This is a genomic window from Achromobacter spanius, assembly GCF_002966795.1.
GTDB lineage: Bacteria > Pseudomonadota > Gammaproteobacteria > Burkholderiales > Burkholderiaceae_B > Achromobacter > Achromobacter spanius_D.
The window spans coordinates 4,689,726-4,708,324 of the sequence record NZ_CP023270.1; the positions used below are offsets into that span (position 1 = coordinate 4,689,726).

The 18,599-nt window shown below is 64.8% G+C and carries 15 protein-coding genes; 7 read left to right on the forward strand and 8 right to left on the reverse strand.

What is annotated here, in order from left to right:
* Window positions 1-116: 116 nt before the first annotated feature.
* The 4 genes from glmM to CLM73_RS21275 all read right to left on the reverse strand — a co-directional run bounded on the left by glmM (window position 117) and on the right by CLM73_RS21275 (window position 5,061).
* Window positions 117-1,460 carry a phosphoglucosamine mutase gene (gene glmM, locus CLM73_RS21260; RefSeq protein WP_105240123.1) on the reverse strand — a complete coding sequence of 448 codons (1,344 nt, stop codon included), beginning with the start codon at window positions 1,458-1,460 and terminating at the stop codon, window positions 117-119.
* Window positions 1,457-2,302, reverse strand: a complete 846-nt coding sequence (gene folP / locus CLM73_RS21265; protein ID WP_105240124.1) for a dihydropteroate synthase — start codon at window positions 2,300-2,302, stop codon at window positions 1,457-1,459. Before folP ends, glmM begins: the two co-directional genes overlap by 4 nt.
* An 18-nt stretch (window positions 2,303-2,320) precedes the next feature.
* Complete coding sequence (ftsH, locus tag CLM73_RS21270; RefSeq protein WP_105240125.1) at window positions 2,321-4,207, reverse strand: ATP-dependent zinc metalloprotease FtsH; 1,887 nt, start codon at window positions 4,205-4,207, stop codon at window positions 2,321-2,323.
* Window positions 4,208-4,428: 221 nt separating this feature from the next.
* Window positions 4,429-5,061 carry an RlmE family RNA methyltransferase gene (locus CLM73_RS21275; RefSeq protein ID WP_105240126.1) on the reverse strand — a complete coding sequence of 211 codons (633 nt, stop codon included), beginning with the start codon at window positions 5,059-5,061 and terminating at the stop codon, window positions 4,429-4,431.
* 18 nt (window positions 5,062-5,079) lie between these two features.
* Here CLM73_RS21275 and CLM73_RS21280 point away from each other — a divergent pair, with 18 nt between their 5' ends.
* A complete protein-coding gene (locus CLM73_RS21280) occupies window positions 5,080-5,682 on the forward strand; it encodes a YhbY family RNA-binding protein (RefSeq protein ID WP_105240127.1) in 603 nt (200 codons plus the stop codon).
* A gap of 130 nt (window positions 5,683-5,812) precedes the next feature.
* Here the strand turns inward: CLM73_RS21280 and greA are convergent, their stop codons facing one another.
* Together greA and CLM73_RS21290 are read right to left on the reverse strand one after the other, a co-directional pair.
* Complete coding sequence (gene greA / locus CLM73_RS21285) at window positions 5,813-6,289, reverse strand: transcription elongation factor GreA (RefSeq protein ID WP_056570741.1); 477 nt, start codon at window positions 6,287-6,289, stop codon at window positions 5,813-5,815.
* Window positions 6,290-6,684: 395 nt separating this feature from the next.
* Window positions 6,685-7,995 (reverse strand): solute carrier family 23 protein, encoded by a 1,311-nt coding sequence (locus CLM73_RS21290; protein WP_105240128.1) that lies wholly within the window; start codon window positions 7,993-7,995, stop codon window positions 6,685-6,687.
* Between the two features lie 149 nt (window positions 7,996-8,144).
* Here CLM73_RS21290 and CLM73_RS21295 point away from each other — a divergent pair, with 149 nt between their 5' ends.
* The 6 genes from CLM73_RS21295 to CLM73_RS21320 all read left to right on the forward strand — a co-directional run bounded on the left by CLM73_RS21295 (window position 8,145) and on the right by CLM73_RS21320 (window position 14,506).
* On the forward strand, window positions 8,145-8,585 hold the full coding sequence (locus CLM73_RS21295; RefSeq protein WP_105240129.1) for a FlxA-like family protein: 441 nt from the start codon (window positions 8,145-8,147) through the stop codon (window positions 8,583-8,585).
* Between the two features lie 116 nt (window positions 8,586-8,701).
* A complete protein-coding gene (locus CLM73_RS21300) occupies window positions 8,702-10,027 on the forward strand; it encodes an ABC transporter substrate-binding protein (RefSeq protein ID WP_105240130.1) in 1,326 nt (441 codons plus the stop codon).
* A gap of 89 nt (window positions 10,028-10,116) precedes the next feature.
* Window positions 10,117-11,829 (forward strand): ABC transporter permease, encoded by a 1,713-nt coding sequence (locus CLM73_RS21305; protein WP_105240131.1) that lies wholly within the window; start codon window positions 10,117-10,119, stop codon window positions 11,827-11,829.
* Entirely contained in the window at window positions 11,826-12,911 is a 1,086-nt protein-coding gene (locus tag CLM73_RS21310) for an ABC transporter ATP-binding protein (protein WP_105240132.1), read from the forward strand. The genes CLM73_RS21305 and CLM73_RS21310 overlap by 4 nt, the downstream gene beginning before the upstream one ends.
* Window positions 12,912-12,926: 15 nt before the next feature.
* Window positions 12,927-13,835 (forward strand): LysR family transcriptional regulator, encoded by a 909-nt coding sequence (locus tag CLM73_RS21315; protein ID WP_105240133.1) that lies wholly within the window; start codon window positions 12,927-12,929, stop codon window positions 13,833-13,835.
* A 26-nt stretch (window positions 13,836-13,861) separates the two neighbouring features.
* Window positions 13,862-14,506 (forward strand): histidine phosphatase family protein, encoded by a 645-nt coding sequence (locus CLM73_RS21320; RefSeq protein WP_105240134.1) that lies wholly within the window; start codon window positions 13,862-13,864, stop codon window positions 14,504-14,506.
* 13 nt (window positions 14,507-14,519) lie between these two features.
* On the opposite strand, the gene CLM73_RS21325 is transcribed toward CLM73_RS21320, so the two are convergent.
* Window positions 14,520-15,284, reverse strand: coding sequence for an SDR family oxidoreductase (locus CLM73_RS21325; protein WP_105240135.1), 765 nt, complete (start codon window positions 15,282-15,284; stop codon window positions 14,520-14,522).
* Between the two features lie 74 nt (window positions 15,285-15,358).
* Window positions 15,359-18,598: a carbamoyl-phosphate synthase large subunit gene (carB, locus tag CLM73_RS21330; RefSeq protein WP_105240136.1), complete on the reverse strand. Its 3,240-nt coding sequence runs from the start codon at window positions 18,596-18,598 to the stop codon at window positions 15,359-15,361.
* Window position 18,599 lies beyond the last annotated feature (1 nt).

The window sequence follows — 18,599 nt, forward strand, 5'->3', positions numbered from 1 at the left end:
ACTTGACCAACATGTTACGTGACTATGACTCTTAAACCGGCATCGAAAATGCAAACAAACAAAGGCCACGCGACGATTTCGAAGCGTGGCCCACATATTAAATCGAAAGTCAGGGTTTACCCCAGGCTTGCCGCAAGCTTCTCTGCAGAATTGGTCGCCAATGCCTCATCTTCGGCCTCAACCATCAGACGAAGTTTGGGTTCCGTCCCCGAAGCGCGTATCAGGATCCGGCCCCGTCCGTCCAGTTCTGCCTCGACCGCTTGGCGGGCCGCGGTCAGACCGGCGTGCGTTTTCCAGTCCATGCCCGGCGTCAGCGGCACGTTGATCATCTTCTGCGGATACATGCGCAGATCGCTGATCCAGTCGCCAAGCGTGGTGGAATTGCGACGCAGGGCCGTCAGGACCTGCAGCGCCGCCACGATGCCGTCGCCGGTGGAGTGGCAATCCAGGCACAGAAGGTGGCCAGAGCTTTCGCCGCCGTACAGCCAGCCGCGCGACTGCATTTGTTCCAGCACGTAGCGATCGCCCACGTTGGCGCGGTCAAAGCCCACGCCCAGGCGCTTCATTTCGCGCTCGAAGCCAAAGTTGGTCATCAGCGTGCCCACCACGCCCTCGACCTTGCCGCGCTGCATGCGCTCGCGCACGATGGCGTACATGAGTTCGTCGCCGTTGTAGATGCGGCCCTCGCCGTCCACCATCTGCAAGCGGTCGGCGTCGCCGTCCAGCGCAATGCCAAGCTGGGCGCCGCGCGCCTTGACTTCCTTGGCCAGCAGCTCGGGGTGCAACGCGCCCACGCCCTTGTTGATGTTGAAGCCGTCGGGGTTCACGCCGATCGCGTGAACCTCGGCGCCCAGCTCACGGAAGACGTGCGGGGCGATGTTGTAGGCGGCGCCGTGCGCGGCGTCGACCACGATCGTCATGCCGTTCAGGTCCAGATCGTTGGGGAACGTGCTCTTGCAGAATTCGATGTAGCGGCCCTGGGCGTCGCCCATGCGGCGCGCGCGCCCCAGTCCTTCCGAGCTGACGCAGCCCAGGGGCTCGTCCAGCGCGGCCTCGATATCGGCCTCGATTTCGTCGGGCAGCTTCATGCCCTGCGCCGAGAAGAACTTGATGCCGTTGTCCTGATAGGGATTGTGCGACGCACTGATGACGATGCCGGCGACCAGGCGCAGCGCGCGGGTCAGGTAGGCCACCGCGGGCGTGGGGATCGGGCCGGCGAGCAGCACGTCGATGCCGGCGGCCGACAGGCCCGCTTCCAGCGCGGATTCCAGCATGTAGCCGGAAATCCGGGTGTCCTTGCCGATGACGACCTGCGGACGCGTCGCGCCGCGCACCGCGTGCTCGCGCGCCAGCACGCGGCCAGCCGCGTAACCCAGGCGAAGCGCGAATTCGGCGTTGATCACCGGACCGCCCACTTCACCGCGTACGCCATCGGTACCGAAATATTTGCGTCGAATCATGAACTGATTGCTCCTTGTTCAGCCGCCTGCCATACCTTAAGCGCATCCACCGTGGCCGCAACATCGTGCACGCGCACGATGGAGGCGCCACGCGCGACGCAGGCAAGCGCGGCGGCAATGCTGCCGGGCAGCCGGTCGCCAACCGGCCGGCCGGTGGCCTGGCCGATCATGTTTTTGCGCGACAGGCCGATCAGCAATGGATAACCGGTACTGCGCAGGCTGGACAGCCGGCGCAGCAGTTGAAAATTCTGGTCGGCCGTCTTGCCAAACCCGAAACCGGGGTCCAGCACGATGCGGCGAGGATCGATCCAGGCTGCGCGCAGCTTTTGCGCACGAGCCCCCAGGAAGAGGCCGATTTCACCGATCAGGTCGGTGTACTCGGGCGGCGCCGCCTGCATGGTGCGAGGCTCGCCTTTCATGTGCATGACGCACAGGCCGCAGCGCGACTGCGAGACCGCTTCAATCGCGCCCGGCTGCCTGAAGCCGTAGATATCGTTGATCATGTCCGCGCCGGCGTCCAGCGTGGCCCGCATGACCTCAGGCTTGAACGTGTCGATGGATAGCGGCACGCCGCAGTCGCGGAGCGCCTCCACCACCGGCAGTAGCCGGTCGAGCTCGTCAGCGACGGAAACGGGGTCGGCCCCAGGACGGGTGGATTCGCCGCCCAGATCCAGGATCTGGGCGCCTTCCTCGATCAGCCGGCGCGCGTGCGCCACTGCGGAATCGGTATCGCCGTGCTCGCCGCCGTCGGAAAAAGAGTCCGGCGTGACATTGACGATGCCCATGACAAGCGGGCGCTCGAGATCAAACTCGAAGCGCCCGCAAAGGAAGTTATTTGCCATAAACCAGAACGAAGAACCTCAGACCGCAGCTGCCGTGCTACCGCCTGCAGCCAGGCCGGTCGGCGGCGTATCGGACGTGTCCGACGGGCCTTGCGGCGTCTTCGGGGGACGCGGGGGGCGGCCCTCCATGATGTCGTTGATCTGGTCGGAGTCGATGGTTTCCCATTCGAGCAGCGCGGAGGTCATGACTTCGACCTTGTCGCGATTGTCTTCCAGGATCTTGCGCGCAACGCCGTACTGCTCGTCGATGATGCGGCGGATCTCGGTGTCCACCTTCTGCATGGTGGCTTCGGACATGTGCGTGGTCTTGGTGACGCTGCGGCCCAGGAAGACTTCGCCTTCGTTCTCGGCGTAGACCATGGGACCCAGTTCGTCGGTCATGCCGTAGCGCGTGACGATGTCGCGGGCGATGGCGGTGGCGCGTTCGAAGTCGTTCGAGGCGCCCGTCGTCATCTGGTCCATGAAGATTTCTTCGGCGATACGGCCGCCGAACAACACGGCGATCGTGGACAGCAGACGGCCCTTGTCCATGCTGTAGCGGTCGGTTTCCGGCAGCTGCATCGTCACGCCCAGCGCACGACCGCGCGGGATGATGGTGACCTTGTGGACCGGATCGGTCTTGGGCAGCATGCGCGCAACGATCGCGTGGCCGGATTCGTGGTACGCGGTGTTCTTGCGTTCCTCTTCGGGCATCACGATGGAGCGGCGCTCGGCGCCCATGATGATCTTGTCCTTGGCCTTTTCGAAGTCGGACATATCCACCGTGCGGCCATTGCGGCGGGCGGCGAACAGCGCCGCTTCGTTGACCAGGTTGGCCAGGTCGGCGCCGGAGAAGCCCGGGCAGCCGCGCGCCAGGATGGTCGCGTCGACGTTGGGCGACAGCGGAACCTTGCGCATATGGACCTTCAGGATCTGCTCGCGGCCACGGATATCGGGCAGCGGCACCACAACCTGGCGGTCGAAACGGCCCGGACGCAGCAGCGCCGGATCGAGCACGTCGGGACGGTTGGTCGCGGCGATCACGATGACGCCCTGGCCGGATTCGAACCCGTCCATTTCAACCAGCATCTGGTTCAGGGTCTGTTCGCGTTCGTCGTTGCCGCCACCCAGGCCGGCGCCACGCTGGCGGCCCACCGCATCGATTTCGTCGATGAAGATGATGCAGGGAGCGTGCTTCTTGGCGTTTTCGAACATGTCGCGGACACGGGCCGCGCCCACGCCGACGAACATTTCAACGAAGTCCGAGCCGGAGATGCTGAAGAACGGCACCTTGGCTTCGCCGGCGATGGCCTTGGCCAGCAGCGTCTTGCCCGTACCGGGCGAACCCACCATCAATACGCCGCGCGGGATACGGCCGCCCAGCTTCTGGAACTTGCTGGGGTCGCGCAGGAAGTCGACCAGTTCCTGGACGTCTTCCTTGGCTTCGTCGCAACCGGCGACATCGGCGAAGGTGATCTGGTTGGTGTTTTCGTCGAGCATCCGGGCGCGCGATTTGCCGAAGCTGAACGCGCCGCCCTTGCCTCCGCCCTGCATCTGGCGCATGAAGAACACCCATACGCCGATCAGGAGCAGCATGGGGAACCACGAGACGAAGATGCTCATCAGGAGCGACTGTTCTTCGCGCGGCTTGCCCGAAACCTGCACGCCGTACTTCAGCAGATCGGAGACCATCCAGAGGTCGCCGGGGGAAGTCAGCGTGTAGGCGCGGCCCGCGTCCGGGGTGACGTACAGCACGTCGCCTTGAACGTCGACCTTGCGGATGCGTCCCGCCTTGGCGTCGTCCATGAACTGCGTGTAGGTCACGCCGTCCTGGGTCTGGGCACGTCCGTCGAACTGTTTAAAGACGGTGAACAGCACCAGGGCTATCACCATCCAGACAGCGACTTTGGAAAATGAATTGTTCAAGGTCGATCTCCTGCTTTCGATTCCGACCGGCGACTGCGCACCCGCGTATGGCACAGTCACAAGTATGTCAATAGCCCATTCTAACCTGTAGGACGGAGTTGCGTCCTGGCAGCCGTGGGGCCCATTTAATTACATTTGATTCTTGAGTTTTCTGGTCGTTGTCTCGGCGGGACGGGGGTTTTCTTGGCCAGGACGATTTGTCCCGGATGGTTACGGCAGGGTTACTTCAGATCGCGCGCCACCAGAAAGGTTTCTGAGGACTTGTCCCGAGAGGCCTTCGGTTTGCGTTCGACCACCCGGCGGAAGCGTTTCTTGAAGGATTCCACGATCTGCGAGAAGCCCGTGCCGTGGAAAGCCTTGACGATCAGCGCCCCGTTGGGCTTGAGGTGGGCGCAGGAAAATTCCATCGCCAACTCGCAAACATGCTGGATGCGAGCGGAATCGGCAATACCCACCCCGGACAAGTTGGGGGCCATGTCTGAAATAACAAGGTCCACCGCGCGGGATCCGACCATGTCTTCCAATTGTTGCAAGACTTCGTCTTCGCGGAAGTCGCCCTGGATGAATTCCACGCCCGCGACGGGCTCCATGGGCAGGATGTCCAGCGCGATGATGCGGCCCTCCACGATGCCGCCCGGCCCGGCGAGCCGCTCGCGCGCCACCTGCGACCAGCTGCCCGGGGCGGAGCCCAGGTCGATGACCAGGTCGCCCCGGCGCATCAGCTTTTCGGTGTCGAGGATCTCGATCAGCTTGAAAGCGGCGCGGGCGCGATAGCCCTTCTGTTGCGCCAGCTTCACATAGGGATCGTTGATGTGCTGGTGAATCCAGTCTTTAGAGAATTTATTCTTGGCCATTACCGTACAATTCCACGCATGCCTATATTAGAACTTACCTCTCGCGAGCGCAGCGACCTGCGGTCCGCCGCTCACCCTCTGCGCCCCGTCGTCCTGATTGGCGACAACGGCTTGACCGACGCCGTGCTGAAGGAAATCGATCTGGCGCTGACTTCGCATGGCCTCATCAAGGTTCGCGCGGGCGGCGACGACCGTGAAGCCCGGGACGCCATGCTCGCCACGATCTGCGAGACGCTATCCTGCGCGCCTGTGCATCACTTGGGCAAGACCCTGATCCTGTTCCGCCCGCTGGCCGGCAACATCAAGCCCGCCGCGCTGGCCGCCCAGGAACCCGAAGCGCCTGCAAAACGCCGCGCCTCGGAGCCTTACACGCCCAAGAAGCTGGCCGCCGAAGGCAGGACCCTTGCCAAGCGCCCGCGCCGCAGCGAATCCGAAGAGCCCGCACCCGCCAAGAAGCGTTACGTCCCTCAGGACGAACTCAACAAGAACGGCAAGCCCATGCGGCCTTCCAACAAGCGCTCCACGGCTGGCGGCCACGGCATTCCGCGCCGCGCCGGCAGCGCGCTGAGCCTGCGCGCCGGAGCCCGCAGCGGCACCAGCCGCAAGACCGCAAAAAGGTAAGTCCAGGCACAAAAACGGGCGCTTTACGCGCCCGGTCCACCATAGCGATCCGCAATGTACCGCGGAATTCAGACGAACGTTGCGTCAGGGCCAGGGTGGTTTGACATTTTTACTGCTTGTGGCGCTTGCGTCAGATGTAACGCACGCCCAGGACTTCGTACTCGCGAACGCCAGCCGGGGCAACGACCTCGACCACATCGCCTTCGCTCTTGCCGATCAGCGCGCGAGCCACGGGGCTGGACACGGAAATCAGGTTGGACTTGATATCGGCTTCGACGTCGCCGACGATCTGGTAGGTGACGCGATCGCCCGAATCCAGGTCTTCGATGTCGACGGTAGCGCCAAACACGGCGCGGCCTTCGGCCTCGAGCGAGGACGGGTCGATGAGGTGGGCATTGGAAAGCGTGCCTTCAAGCTCGGCAATCCGGCCCTCGATGAAACCTTGGCGCTCGCGAGCGGCATCGTACTCGGCGTTTTCCGACAGATCACCCTGCGCGCGAGCCTCGGCGATCGCGTTGATCACGGCAGGACGTTCGACGGTTTTCAGCCGTTGGAGCTCTTCTTGCAAGCGCTCGGCCCCGCGCACGGTCAAAGGAATGGCAGACATGTCGTTTCCCAAACAAAAAGTAGAAAAACGCCCCGAAGGAGCGTTCTCGGTGAAGGCCGCAGGACCGGCGCGCTTGCCTTTTGTTTGCCATTGAATGCTTGGAAAAATCTGGCGAGCGGCGCGGGCGACCAAAACAAAACCCCGGCTCGGGTCGGAACCGGGGCAATCAAAGTCATATTGTGGTCAATCTCGGCGGGAATTGCAAGCCGCCGGAGAAAACGCCCTTTTCGGCGCATTTCGCCGCTGTAACCCGCTAAAACCGGCGATTTCGCGCTGAAAAGGCTTTGCGGCCTCGTTCAGCGCGAAAGGCGCCCGGGCGAACTCCGGGTTTTCCGGGAGACGCTAGCGCCCGGAATCTACTGACCGATAGTCTTTGCGCCGCCCGAGCCCCGCGTTTACTTCGTCCGGCGCAAGATCGCGTACAGGATGATTGCGCCGAACGTGGCGGTACCGATGCCGCCCAGCGTGAAGTTGCCCAGCTTGATGGTGAAGTCGCCCGCGCCCAGCACCAGCGTGACCGCGGCCACGATGAGGTTGCGGTTGTCGGTGAAATCAACCTGGTTGACGACCCAGATGCGGGCGCCGGCAATGGCGATCAGGCCGAACACCACCACCGACATGCCGCCCAGGACCGGTCCCGGGATCGTCTGGATGAGCGCGCCGAACTTGGGCGAGAAGCCCAGGACAATGGCGATCAAGGCGGCGATCACGAACACCAGCGTGGAATAGATGCGGGTGACCGCCATCACGCCGATGTTCTCGGCGTAGGTGGTGACGCCCGTGCCGCCGACGGCGCCCGACACCATGGTGGCCACGCCGTCGCCGACGAAGGCCCGGCCCAGGTAGCGGTCCAGGTCGCGGCCCGTCATGGCGCTGACGGCCTTCACGTGCCCCAGGTTTTCGGCCACCAGGATGATGGCGACCGGCACGATGAGACCCATGGCCTCGGCCTTGAAGACCGGCGCCGCGAAGTGCGGCAGGCCGAACCAGGCGGCGGCCGACACGGCACTGAAGTCGATGGGCTTGCCCAGGCCCAGGCCGTTGGCCAGCACGGCGTACACGACGCAGGCGAGGATCAGGCCGACGAGGATCAGCAGGCGCTGCACCATGCCGCGCGTGTAGACGGCGATGCCGCCGACGCACACGATCGTGACGATGGCCATGGCGCTGTCAAAGCCCGATGCGCCCATCGCGCCCTTGGCGGCGATGGGCGCGAGGTTCAGGCCGATGACCGCGACGACCGCGCCCGTCACGACGGGCGGCATCAGCGTGTCGATCCAGTTGGCGCCGCCGCCCGCCCGCGCATTGACGATCCAGACGATCACACCGATCAGCGTGTACGCCAGGCCGCAGGCGATGATGGCGCCCAGCGCCACGCCGATATTGGCGTTGGCGCCCCCGCCGGCATAGCCGGTCACCGCGATCACGCCGCCGATGAAGGCAAAGCTGGAGCCCAGGTAGCTGGGTACGCGTCCGCCCACAAACAGGAAGAAGATCAGCGTGCCGATCCCCGACATCAGGATGGCGACGTTGGGATCGAAACCCATGAGCAGCGGCGCGAGGACGGTCGAGCCGAACATCGCGACCACGTGCTGAGCGCCCATGGCCACGTTCTTGGGCCAGGACAGCCGTTCATCGGGCGCGATGATGACGCCGGGCTCGGCGTCGTCGGCCAGGCGCCAGCGCGGAAAGTAGGAATTGGACATGGATTCCCCGGGGGATGGTACGGATTAGGGTTTCAAACTGCGAGCGGGCGCCAGTGTAAAGGGGGCCATCGAACGGGGGCAACGTTTAAGTTTTGCCGCCAGATTGCCGTACTAGTGGAAACCCCGAAATCCCAGGCAAAGGAACAGTCATGGCGATCAACAGCATCAGCGGCACCTCCCGCATCGGCAGCCTTGCCGACATGTGGGCCGAAAAGATTCAGGCCAACAAGGAAGCGAAGAACGCCTCGGGGCAGGAAGCCGTGTCGGTCAGCCCTGAGGGCAAGATCCGCGTCAATACGCCGGGCGCCAGCAAGGTGGCAACCGCGCAGGCCGCGGAAGAGACCGACAACGAAGACGAATACACCCGCCAGATCAAGGAGTTGCAGAAGCAGCTCAAGCGCATCATGGACCAGATCGCCAAGGTGCAGGCGAGCGGCATGTCGGCGGAGATGAAGGCGCAGCAGGTGATGGCGTTGAACGCGCAGGCCGTGCAGATCCAAGGGCAGATCGCGCAGATCCTGGCGCAGCAGGCGCGTGCGGCCCAAAGCGGCGGCGGGTCCAACGGCACTGGCGTCTCGGCCCAGGCCTGATCCCGGGCGAGCATCACGGCGCCGTCACTGATGGCGCGCATCAAAATTTCTGATTGGACGCTTGGCGGGCGTGCCGGTACTGTCTCCAGACAAATCTAAAACCACGGAGACAAACCATGCACGCTATGCGCACAGCCCTGGCGGGAGCGCTGTTGGCCGTTTGCGCGGCGCCGGCCCTGGCCGGCACCGTCACGGTGATCACGTCGTTCCCCAAGGACCTGACCCAGGCCTACAAGACCGCCTTCGAGAAAGCCAATCCCGGCATCACGCTGGAAATCCTGAACAAGAACACGGTGTCGGGCATTGCCTTCGTGCGCGAGACGCCGGCGGGTCAGCGCCCTGAGGTTTTCTGGGCGAGCGCACCGGATGCGTTCGAGGTGCTTGGGCGCGACAAGCTGCTGGCCAAGTCGGCCGACATCGCGAACAAGGACGTGCCGGACAAGATCGGCAGCTATCCCATCAACGATCCGAGCGGCATGTACCTGGGCCAGGCGCTGGCGGGCTACGGCATCATCTACAACACCCGGTACATCGCGGCGCACAAGATCCCCGCGCCCGTCGAATGGAAGGACCTGCTGTCGCCCAAGTGGTTCGGTCACGTGGGCATCACGTCGCCGTCGCGTTCGGGCACGATGCACCTGACCGTGGAAACCATTCTGCAAGGCGAGGGTTGGGACGACGGCTGGAACACGCTGCTGCGCATGTCGGGCAACAGCAGTGCTGTCACCGAGCGATCGTTCGGTGTGCCGGACGGCGTGAACAACGGCCAGTTCGGCGCCGGACCGGTCATCGACTTCTTCGGGCTGTCGAGCAAGTATTCCAAGTTCCCCGTCGAGTTCGTCTATCCGTCCGAGACGGCCATCGTTCCGGCGAACATCGCGCTGATCGAGGGCGCCAAGAACACCGAGGAAGGCAAGAAGTTCATTGCCTTCACGCTGAGCCAGGCGGGCCAGGAGCTGCTGCTGGAGCCGAAGATCTCGCGGCTGCCGGTGCTGCCCTACTCTGCGCTGGCCGGCAAGATTCCGCCGGGCTATCCCGACCCGGCGGAAATCGCCAAGCGCAGCAAGGTCCATTTCGACGCGGACCTGTCGCAGTCGCGCTACTACGTCGTGCAGTCGCTGTACGACCAGACTGTCACGTTCCGCTTGAAGGAATTGCAGGCGGCGACCAAAGCGATCTACGACGCCGAGGCCAAGCTGGGCGACAAGGCCAAGAGCGGCAAGGCGGCGGAATTGCTGGACCAGGCTCGCAAGCTGGCCTGGGCGCCGCTGATCGACAGCAAGCAGGCGGCAGACCCCGCGTTTCTGGCGATCTTTGCCGGCAACAAGAAGGACGCGGCCGTCAACCAGCAGATCACGAAGCTTGAAGGCGAGTGGAATGGCCGCGCGCGCGCCAACTACGAAGAAGCCGTAAAGCTGGCACGGCAAGCCGCCGCGCTCTGATCGTCTGGATGCGCTGAACCCGGCCGGCGGGCCTGACCCGCTCGCCGGGGGTTGCGCCTGTCTTCTGGCAACGATATTCGGGAATCTCGATGAATCATTCGAGCCATTCGCGCCTGCCCGCCGGCCCGGTCCTGGCGGCGCTGCTGGTGTTCGGCTTTCTGCTGCTTTTCCTGGCTGTGCCGGTGGGCACGGTCTTTCACAGCGCGTTCGTCAACGCCGACGGCAGCTTCACCATTGGCCACTTCGGTGCGTTCTTCAACCAGCCGTTGATGCGGGAAGCGTTCTTCAACAGCCTGTACGTGGCGGGCTGGTCGGCGCTGCTGGCCTCGCTGATCGCGGTGCCGCTGGCGTACTTCACGGTGCGCTTCGATTTTCGCGGCGCGCTGCTGATCCAGACGCTGGGCGTGCTGCCGCTCATCATGCCGCCCTTCGTGGGCGCGGTGGCGATGCAGCTGATCTTTGGCCGCTCGGGCAGCGTGAATCTGCTGCTCAATGACTGGTTCGGCTTCACGATTCCGTTCATGGAAGGGCTGAACGGCGTCATCTTCGTTGAAGCCATCCACTATTTCCCGTTCATTTTGATGAACCTGGTCGTGGCGCTGCGCAACATCGACGGCGCCATGGAAGAGGCGGCGTTCAACCTGGGCTCGCGCGGGTTCCGGCTGTTCCGCCGCGTGATCTTTCCGCTGGCCCTGCCCGGCTATGTGGCGGGCGCGTCACTGGTGTTCGTGAAGGTGTTCGACGACCTGGGCACGCCGCTGGTGCTGGGCACGACCAACATGCTGGCGCCGCAGGCCTACCTGCGCATCACGCAGGTGGGGTTGGAGGATCCGCTGGGTTATGTGATCAGCGTGATCATGGTGGGCTTTTCGATCCTGGCGCTGTGGCTGTCGGCGCGCGTGCTCAAGGGGCGCGACTACTCCACGCTGCAGAAGGGCGGCAATTCCATCCAGAAGCGCAAGCTGGGTCCCATGGAAAGCGTGCTGGCCTATGGCTGGATCATCCTGGTGCTGCTGCTGGTGCTGTCGCCGCACATCGGCGTGCTGCTGCTGTCGCTGGCAAGCGTCTGGAGCTATGCACCGCTGCCGGACGGGTACACGCTGGCGCACTATTCGGCCGTGTTCTCGGAGTCGCAGGGCATGATCGCCAACACGCTGCTGTACTGCGGCCTTGCCGCGGGCATCGACGTGATCCTGGGCACCGCCATCGCCTACCTGATGCTGCGCACCCGGTTGCCGGCGCGGCAGTGGCTGGATTTCCTGGCGTCCGCGGCGCTGGCGATTCCGGGCATCGTCCTGGCCATCGGCTTTCTGCGCACCTTCCGCGGCATCGAGCTGCCGGGCACGGGGACGATGCTGACGTCGTCGTGGATCATCATCATGCTTGCGTATTCCGTGCGCCGGTTGCCGTACGCGCTGCGCTCGTGCGTAGCGGCGTTGCAGCAGATCCATGTGTCGCTCGAAGAGGCGGCCCAGTCGCTGGGCGCCACGCGCATGAGCACGATCCGGCGCGTGGTGGTGCCGCTGATGGCGGGCGGCATGCTGGCCGGCTTCGTGACCAGCTTCGTGACGGCCGCGGTGGAACTGTCTGCCACCATCATGCTGGTAACCAAGGACAGCCAGGCGCCCATGAGCTACGGCATCTATCTGTACATGCAAAGCGCCGCGGGCCGCGGGCCGGGTGCCGCGCTCGGCGTCCTGGCGGTGGTTGCCGTGGGCATCGGCACATACGTATCGCACCTGCTGGTGGATCGCGCATCGAAGCGCCAGCAACCGGCGCGCAATGAAGGGGAATCCGCATGAAGAAAGTCAGCGTCGAATGCCGCAACATCCAGCTGTCCTACGGCAAGACTGAAGTGCTGAAGGATGTCAGCATCAGCATCGAGCCGGGCGAATTCTTTGCGCTGCTCGGGCCGTCGGGGTCGGGCAAGTCCACCCTGCTGCGGCTGATCGCGGGATTCAACCGGCACAGCGCGGGGCAGTTGCTGGTGGACGGCAAGGACATCAGCGGCACCCCGCCCTGGCATCGGAACATCGGCATGGTGTTCCAGAACTATGCGCTGTGGCCGCACATGACGGTGTGGGACAACGTGGCGTTCGGCCTGGTCGAGCGCAAGCTGCCGCGCGCCGAGATCCGCACCAAGGTGGAAGCCGCGCTCGATCTGGTGGGGCTGTCGCAATACGCCAAGCGGCGTCCCAATCAGCTGTCGGGCGGGCAGCAGCAACGCGTGGCGCTGGCGCGCACCATCGTGATCGAGCCGCAGGTGCTGCTGCTGGACGAGCCGCTGTCCAACCTGGACAAGAAGCTGCGCGTGCAGATGCGTCAGGATCTGCTCAGCCTGCAGCGCCGCCTGGGCATCACGACGATCTTCGTCACGCACGACCAGGAAGAAGCGATGACCACCGCCGACCGGATGGCGGTGCTGGACCATGGCGTGGTGCAGCAGATCGGTGCGCCGAGCACGCTTTTCGACTACCCCGTAAACCGCTTCGTGGCGAATTTCGTGGGCACGATGAACGTGCTGGAAGGCAATGTGCGCGAGCGCACCAGCAGCAGCGTGACGCTGGCGGTGGATGGCGTGGGCGACCTGCATCTGCCGCTGACGGGCGAGGCACCCGCGGCCACGCGGCTGGCGGCGAGCTTTCGGCCCCACACGGTGCAGATCGAGATGGCGGACGGCCTGGGCGATGCGCGCTATGTCTGGCTGCCGGGCATCGTGGAAAGCAGCGAGTTTCTGGGCGAGTTCACGCGCTATCAAGTGCAGGTGGGCGAACAGCGCCTGACCGCGGACCAGGCACATCTGGCCGGGCTGTCGCCGTTTCCGGCGGGCGCGCCGGTGTCGGTGGGATTGGAGCCGACACAGGTGCGGCTGCTGGCCGCCTGACCTACACTCGCGGCCATGGAAATCTACCAGATCCGCGCCTTCGTCACGGTCGCCCGGCTGGGCAACCTGACGAAGGCTGCCGAAGCGCTGTCGCTGACGCAGCCTGCCGTGACCGCGCAGATCAAAGCGCTGGAGCAGAGCCTGGGCGTGGCGCTGTTCGACCGCAACGGCGGCCGTCTGGCCCTGGCCAAGGCGGGCGAGGTGCTGCTGCCCACGGCGGAATCGCTGCTGGTCCTGGGCGCCCAGTTCAAGTCCGAGGCGCAGCAATTGCAGGGCAATCTGCATGGCGTCGTCGAATTGGGGGTACCCAGCGAAAAGCCCGATTTCCTGCGGCTGGGCGAGCTGGCCGCGGCAGTCACGCAGCGCCTGCCGCTGGTTGAGCTGAAGACCCAGACCCAGCCGGCGGCGGCACTGGCCGAACAGGTCAGCACCGGCCGTCTGCCCGCCGCGCTGACCATTGCGGCCAACGCGCCGCGCGGCGTGTTGTGGCAGCCGCTGCGCAGCGTGCGCTATCGGATCGCGATGCCCGCCGAGCACGCCGCGGTGCTCAAGCGCGGCGGCTGGCGCGAGGTGGCGCAACTGCCGTGGCTGGACGGTCCCTCCGGCAGCCACACGCATCTGTTGCTGCGCGATATGTTTGAACGCCACGGACTGTCGCCACGCATCGTCATGCAGAACGACGACCAGGCCAACATGGATGCGCTGGTTCGGGCCGGCGCGGGCTGCGCGCTATTGCGCGAGGAAACCGCACTTGCGGGCGCCGCGTCCAGCGACTTCATCGTGTGGGGCCAGGCGCGCGTGGACGCGGTGCTTGGCTTCATGCTGCCTTACGAACGCGCTAGCGAGCCCGCGCTGGTCGCGTTAAGCTCGATCATTCAAGCCATCTGGAAGCCGCGCACGCCCATCGCGCCGGTCCAGGCATAAGGCTCAATCCCCGCAACAAGACTGCAATGACTGAAATCTGGTTCATCCGCCATGGCGAAACCGACTGGAATCGCCAGCGGCGCCTGCAAGGCTGGCAAGACATTCCCCTGAACGAATTCGGCGTCAACCAGGCAAGCCTGCTGGCCGCACGCCTGCACGAAGAAGCCAAGCACACGCCGATCCACGCGATCTACAGCAGCGACCTGCAACGCGCACACGCGACCGCCCTGCCCGTGTCCGAGCAGCTCGGTCTGCGCGTGCGCGTGGAACCGGGCATCCGCGAGCGGGGTTTCGGCGTGCTGGAAGGCCTGGATCATGAGCGCATCGACGTGCTGGCGCCGGAGGCTGCGGCGGCGTGGAAGAGCCGCGATCCGTTGCGCCCGCTGGACGGCGGCGAATCGCTCGGCCAGTTCCAGTCGCGCGTCATCAGCACGGTGGACGATATTGCCAGCCGCCACGAGGGCGAACGCATTCTGATGTTCACCCACGGCGGCGTGCTGGACATCATCTGGCGCCATGCGTCGGGCGTCCCGCTGAACGCGCCGCGTGACGCGGCGCTGCTCAATGTCAGCATCAACCGGGTCGGCGTCGACGGCCGCAAGTGGGAGGTGCTGGACTGGGGCGATGTAACGCACATTGCCGCCGAAGTGGGCGACGACGTGGTGCCTTGAGGCGCTGCCTGCCTTATGCCGTCTTGCGCGGTTTGCGCGGGGCGTTGCGGGCGAGTTTGTCGTAGACGGCGTTGGGGAGCAGGCGCATCAGCTTGGCCACAACGCCCATTTGCCACGGGATCACGGTATAGCTGGTCCCCTTGCCGATCGCCGCGTGCGCGCGCGATGCGAAGGCGTCCGCTTCCATCAGGAACGGCATCGAGTACGGGTTGTGTGCCGTCATGGCCGTCTTGATGTAGCCGGGCGCGATGGTCACGACACTGATGCCCTGCGCAGCCAGTTCCAGCCGCAGGCTTTCGCAATAGGTCACCACTGCCGATTTGGATGCGCTGTAGGCGCCCGCGCCGGGCAGGCCGCGTATGCCCGCCACGCTGGCGATGCCGACCAGGCGCCCTGCCCCCGCCGCGCGCATCGGCGCAATAAACGGCTCGAACGTGGACACGGTGGCCAGCAGGTTGGTGTCGACAATGGCCTTGAAGACGTCGAAATCCTCGCCATGGTCGGTCAGCGTGCCGGCGCTGATGCCGGCGCTGGCGATGACCACGTCCACCCTGCCCTGGCAGAACGCGATGAAGTCCTGCGCCGCAGCGTGCAGCGCGGGACGGTCGCGCACGTCCACGGCATAGCATCGGTGATTGCCGGGCAGGCTGTCCGCCAGTTCGCGCAGGGCGTCCTCGCGGCGGCCCAGCAAGCCTAGCGTGGCGCCCTTGGCCGCGTACTGCGCTGCCAGGGCGCGGCCAAGGCCGCTGCTGGCGCCGGTGATGAAGACTCTGTCCATGTCCTGCCCTGCCTGTTATCGCGTTGCAAAAAATTAGGGCACGCTTTCGCGTGCCCTAATTGTGACCTGCCGGCTTACTTCTGCAGGGAAGCGTGAAGCTCTTGCAGCGGGTACACCTGCAGGCCGAGGCCTTGGCGCAGATACTGCATGCCTTCGACCGCGGCGCGAGCGCCGGCGATGGTCGTGAAGAAGGTCACGCGGGCGGCCAGCGCCTGGGTGCGGATGGTGCGCGAGTCGACGATGGCGTTGCGGCGTTCTTCGACAGTGTTGATGACCAGCGAGATTTCGCCGTTCTTGACCATGTCGACGATGTGCGGGCGGCCTTCGGTGACCTTGTTGACCACCTGCACCGGAATGCCGGCGGCTTCGATCTCGGCGGCCGTGCCGCGCGTGGCGACCAGCTTGAAGCCCAGGGCGTGCAGGCCGCGCGCCACTTCAACGGCACGGGGCTTGTCCTGGTTCTTGACGCTGATGAACACCGTGCCGGATTCCGGCAGGCGCACGCTGGCGGCAAGCTGCGACTTCACGAAGGCTTCGCCGAAGCTCATGCCCACGCCCATCACTTCGCCGGTCGACTTCATTTCCGGGCCGAGGATGGTGTCCACGCCCGGGAACTTGACGAACGGGAAGACGGCTTCCTTGACCGAGAAGTAAGGCGGCACGACTTCCTTCGTGATGCCTTGCGCGGCGAGGGTCTGGCCGGCCATGGCGCGCGCGGCGATCTTGGCAAGCTGCAGGCCGGTGGCCTTGGAGACGTAAGGCACCGTGCGCGAGGCGCGCGGGTTCACTTCCAGCACGTAGACATCGCCGCCCTGGATGGCGAACTGCACGTTCATCAGGCCGCTGACGTTCAGGGCCTTGGCCATCATGGTGGTCTGGCGCTTGATTTCGGCGATGACTTCCGCCGACAGCGAGTAAGGCGGCAGGCTGCAAGCCGAGTCGCCCGAGTGCACGCCGGCCTGCTCGATGTGTTCCATGACGCCGCCGATGAAGACGGTTTCGCCGTCGGCCAGGCAGTCCACGTCGACTTCGGTGGCGTTGTTCAGGAAGCGGTCCAGCAGCACGGGCGAGTCATTGCTGACCTTCACGGCCTCGCGCATGTAGCGCTCGAGGTCTTGCTGCTCGTGCACGATTTCCATGGCGCGGCCGCCCAGCACGTAGCTGGGACGCACGACCAGCGGATAGCCGATTTCGGTGGCGTGGGCCAGAGCCTCGCCTTCGGTGCGCGCGGTGCGGTTGGGCGGCTGACGCAGGCCGAGCTTGTTGAGCAGCTTCTGGAAGCGCTCGCGGTCTTCGGCGACGTCGATGGATTCGGGGCTGGTGCCGATGATGGGCACGCCGTTGGCTTCCAGGGCGCGCGCCAGCTTCAGCGGCGTCTGGCCACCGTACTGGACGATCATGCCGACCGGGTTTTCCTTGTGGACGATTTCCAGCACGTCTTCGAGCGTCAGCGGCTCGAAGTACAGACGGTCGGAGGTGTCGTAGTCGGTGGACACGGTTTCCGGGTTGCAGTTGACCATGATGGTCTCGTACCCGTCGTCGCGCAGCGCCAGCGCGGCATGCACGCAGCAGTAGTCGAATTCAATGCCCTGGCCGATACGGTTCGGGCCACCGCCCAGCACCACGATCTTCTTGCGATCGGTGGGCGCGGATTCGCACTCTTCCTCGTACGTGGAGTACATGTAGGCGGTGCGGGTGGCGAATTCGGCGGCGCAGGTGTCGACGCGCTTGTAGACCGGGCGCACGTTCAGCTGGTGACGCAGCTTGCGCACTTCGGATTCAACCGAGTCCAGCAGGAACGCGAGGCGGCGGTCGGAGAAACCGCGGCGCTTCAGTTCGAACAGCGTGGCGTAATCCAGGTCGGCCAGCGTCTTTTGCTCGAGCGCCAGCTCGATGTCGACGATTTCCTTGATCTGCGAAAGGAACCACGGGTCGATGTGCGTGATGTTGTGCACTTCGTCCAGCGAGAAGCCTTGCGCGAAGGCGTCGCCCACGTACCAGATGCGTTCCGGACCGGGTTCGCCGAGTTCGACCTGCAGCTTCTCGCGGTCGGTGGTCTTCTGGTTCAGGCCGTCGACGCCCACTTCCAGGCCACGCAGCGCCTTCTGGAACGATTCCTGGAAGGTGCGGCCGATGGCCATGACTTCACCCACGGACTTCATCTGGGTGGTCAGGCGCGCGTCGGCGGTGGGGAATTTTTCGAATGCGAAACGCGGCACCTTGGTGACCACGTAGTCGATCGTGGGCTCGAACGAAGCCGGCGTGGCGCCGCCGGTGATTTCGTTGCGCAGCTCGTCGAGCGTGTAGCCCACGGCCAGGCGCGCGGCGACCTTGGCGATGGGGAAACCGGTGGCCTTGGATGCCAGCGCCGACGAACGCGACACGCGCGGGTTCATCTCGATGACGATCATGCGGCCGTTCTTGGGATTGACGGCGAACTGCACGTTCGAGCCGCCGGTATCCACGCCGATTTCACGCAACACCGCGATCGATGCGTTACGCATGATCTGGTATTCCTTGTCGGTCAGCGTCTGGGCCGGCGCGACGGTGATGGAGTCGCCCGTGTGGACGCCCATCGGATCCAGGTTTTCGATGGAGCAGACGATGATGCAGTTGTCCGCCTTGTCGCGGACCACTTCCATCTCGAATTCCTTCCAGCCGAGCAGCGACTCTTCGATCAGGAGCTCGCTGGTGGGCGAGGCTTCCAGGCCGCGGCGGCAGATGGTCTCGAATTCTTCGGCGTTGTAGGCGATACCGCCGCCCGAACCGCCCATCGTGAAGCTGGGGCGGATGACCGCGGGGAAGCCGGACGTGCCGACTTCGGCCGCGATACGGCGCTGCACTTCCCAGGCTTCGTCCATGCTGTGGGCAACGCCCGACTTGGCCGATTCCAGGCCGATGTCGGTCATGGCCTGCTTGAACTTCTGGCGGTCTTCGGCCTTTTCGATGGCGTGTTCGTTGGCGCCGATGAGTTCGACGTTGTGCTTCTTGAGCACGCCGTGGTGGGCCAGGTCCAGCGCGCAGTTCAGCGCGGTCTGGCCGCCCATCGTGGGCAGCAGCGCATCGGGCTTTTCACGCTCGATGATTTTTTCGACGGCTTGCCAGGTGATGGGCTCGATGTAGGTGACGTCGGCCGTTTCCGGGTCCGTCATGATCGTGGCCGGGTTGCTGTTCACCAGGATGGTGCGGTAGCCCTCGGCCTTGAGCGCCTTGCAAGCTTGCGCGCCGGAGTAGTCGAATTCGCAGGCCTGCCCGATGATGATGGGGCCGGCGCCGATGATGAGAATGCTTTTTAGGTCTGTACGCTTGGGCATG

What these genes read in the sequence shown, in the direction of transcription:
- glmM (WP_105240123.1), bottom strand. Translation starts at nt 1,460, where the DNA reads ATGATTCGACGCAAATATTTCGGTACCGATGGCGTACGCGGTGAAGTG.
- folP (WP_105240124.1), bottom strand. Translation starts at nt 2,302, where the DNA reads ATGGCAAATAACTTCCTTTGCGGGCGCTTCGAGTTTGATCTCGAGCGC.
- CLM73_RS21275 (WP_105240126.1), bottom strand. Translation starts at nt 5,061, where the DNA reads ATGGCCAAGAATAAATTCTCTAAAGACTGGATTCACCAGCACATCAAC.
- CLM73_RS21280 (WP_105240127.1), top strand. Translation starts at nt 5,080, where the DNA reads ATGCCTATATTAGAACTTACCTCTCGCGAGCGCAGCGACCTGCGGTCC.
- greA (WP_056570741.1), bottom strand. Translation starts at nt 6,289, where the DNA reads ATGTCTGCCATTCCTTTGACCGTGCGCGGGGCCGAGCGCTTGCAAGAA.
- CLM73_RS21290 (WP_105240128.1), bottom strand. Translation starts at nt 7,995, where the DNA reads ATGTCCAATTCCTACTTTCCGCGCTGGCGCCTGGCCGACGACGCCGAG.
- CLM73_RS21295 (WP_105240129.1), top strand. Translation starts at nt 8,145, where the DNA reads ATGGCGATCAACAGCATCAGCGGCACCTCCCGCATCGGCAGCCTTGCC.
- CLM73_RS21300 (WP_105240130.1), top strand. Translation starts at nt 8,702, where the DNA reads ATGCACGCTATGCGCACAGCCCTGGCGGGAGCGCTGTTGGCCGTTTGC.
- CLM73_RS21305 (WP_105240131.1), top strand. Translation starts at nt 10,117, where the DNA reads ATGAATCATTCGAGCCATTCGCGCCTGCCCGCCGGCCCGGTCCTGGCG.
- CLM73_RS21310 (WP_105240132.1), top strand. Translation starts at nt 11,826, where the DNA reads ATGAAGAAAGTCAGCGTCGAATGCCGCAACATCCAGCTGTCCTACGGC.
- CLM73_RS21315 (WP_105240133.1), top strand. Translation starts at nt 12,927, where the DNA reads ATGGAAATCTACCAGATCCGCGCCTTCGTCACGGTCGCCCGGCTGGGC.
- CLM73_RS21320 (WP_105240134.1), top strand. Translation starts at nt 13,862, where the DNA reads ATGACTGAAATCTGGTTCATCCGCCATGGCGAAACCGACTGGAATCGC.
- CLM73_RS21325 (WP_105240135.1), bottom strand. Translation starts at nt 15,284, where the DNA reads ATGGACAGAGTCTTCATCACCGGCGCCAGCAGCGGCCTTGGCCGCGCC.
- carB (WP_105240136.1), bottom strand. Translation starts at nt 18,598, where the DNA reads ATGCCCAAGCGTACAGACCTAAAAAGCATTCTCATCATCGGCGCCGGC.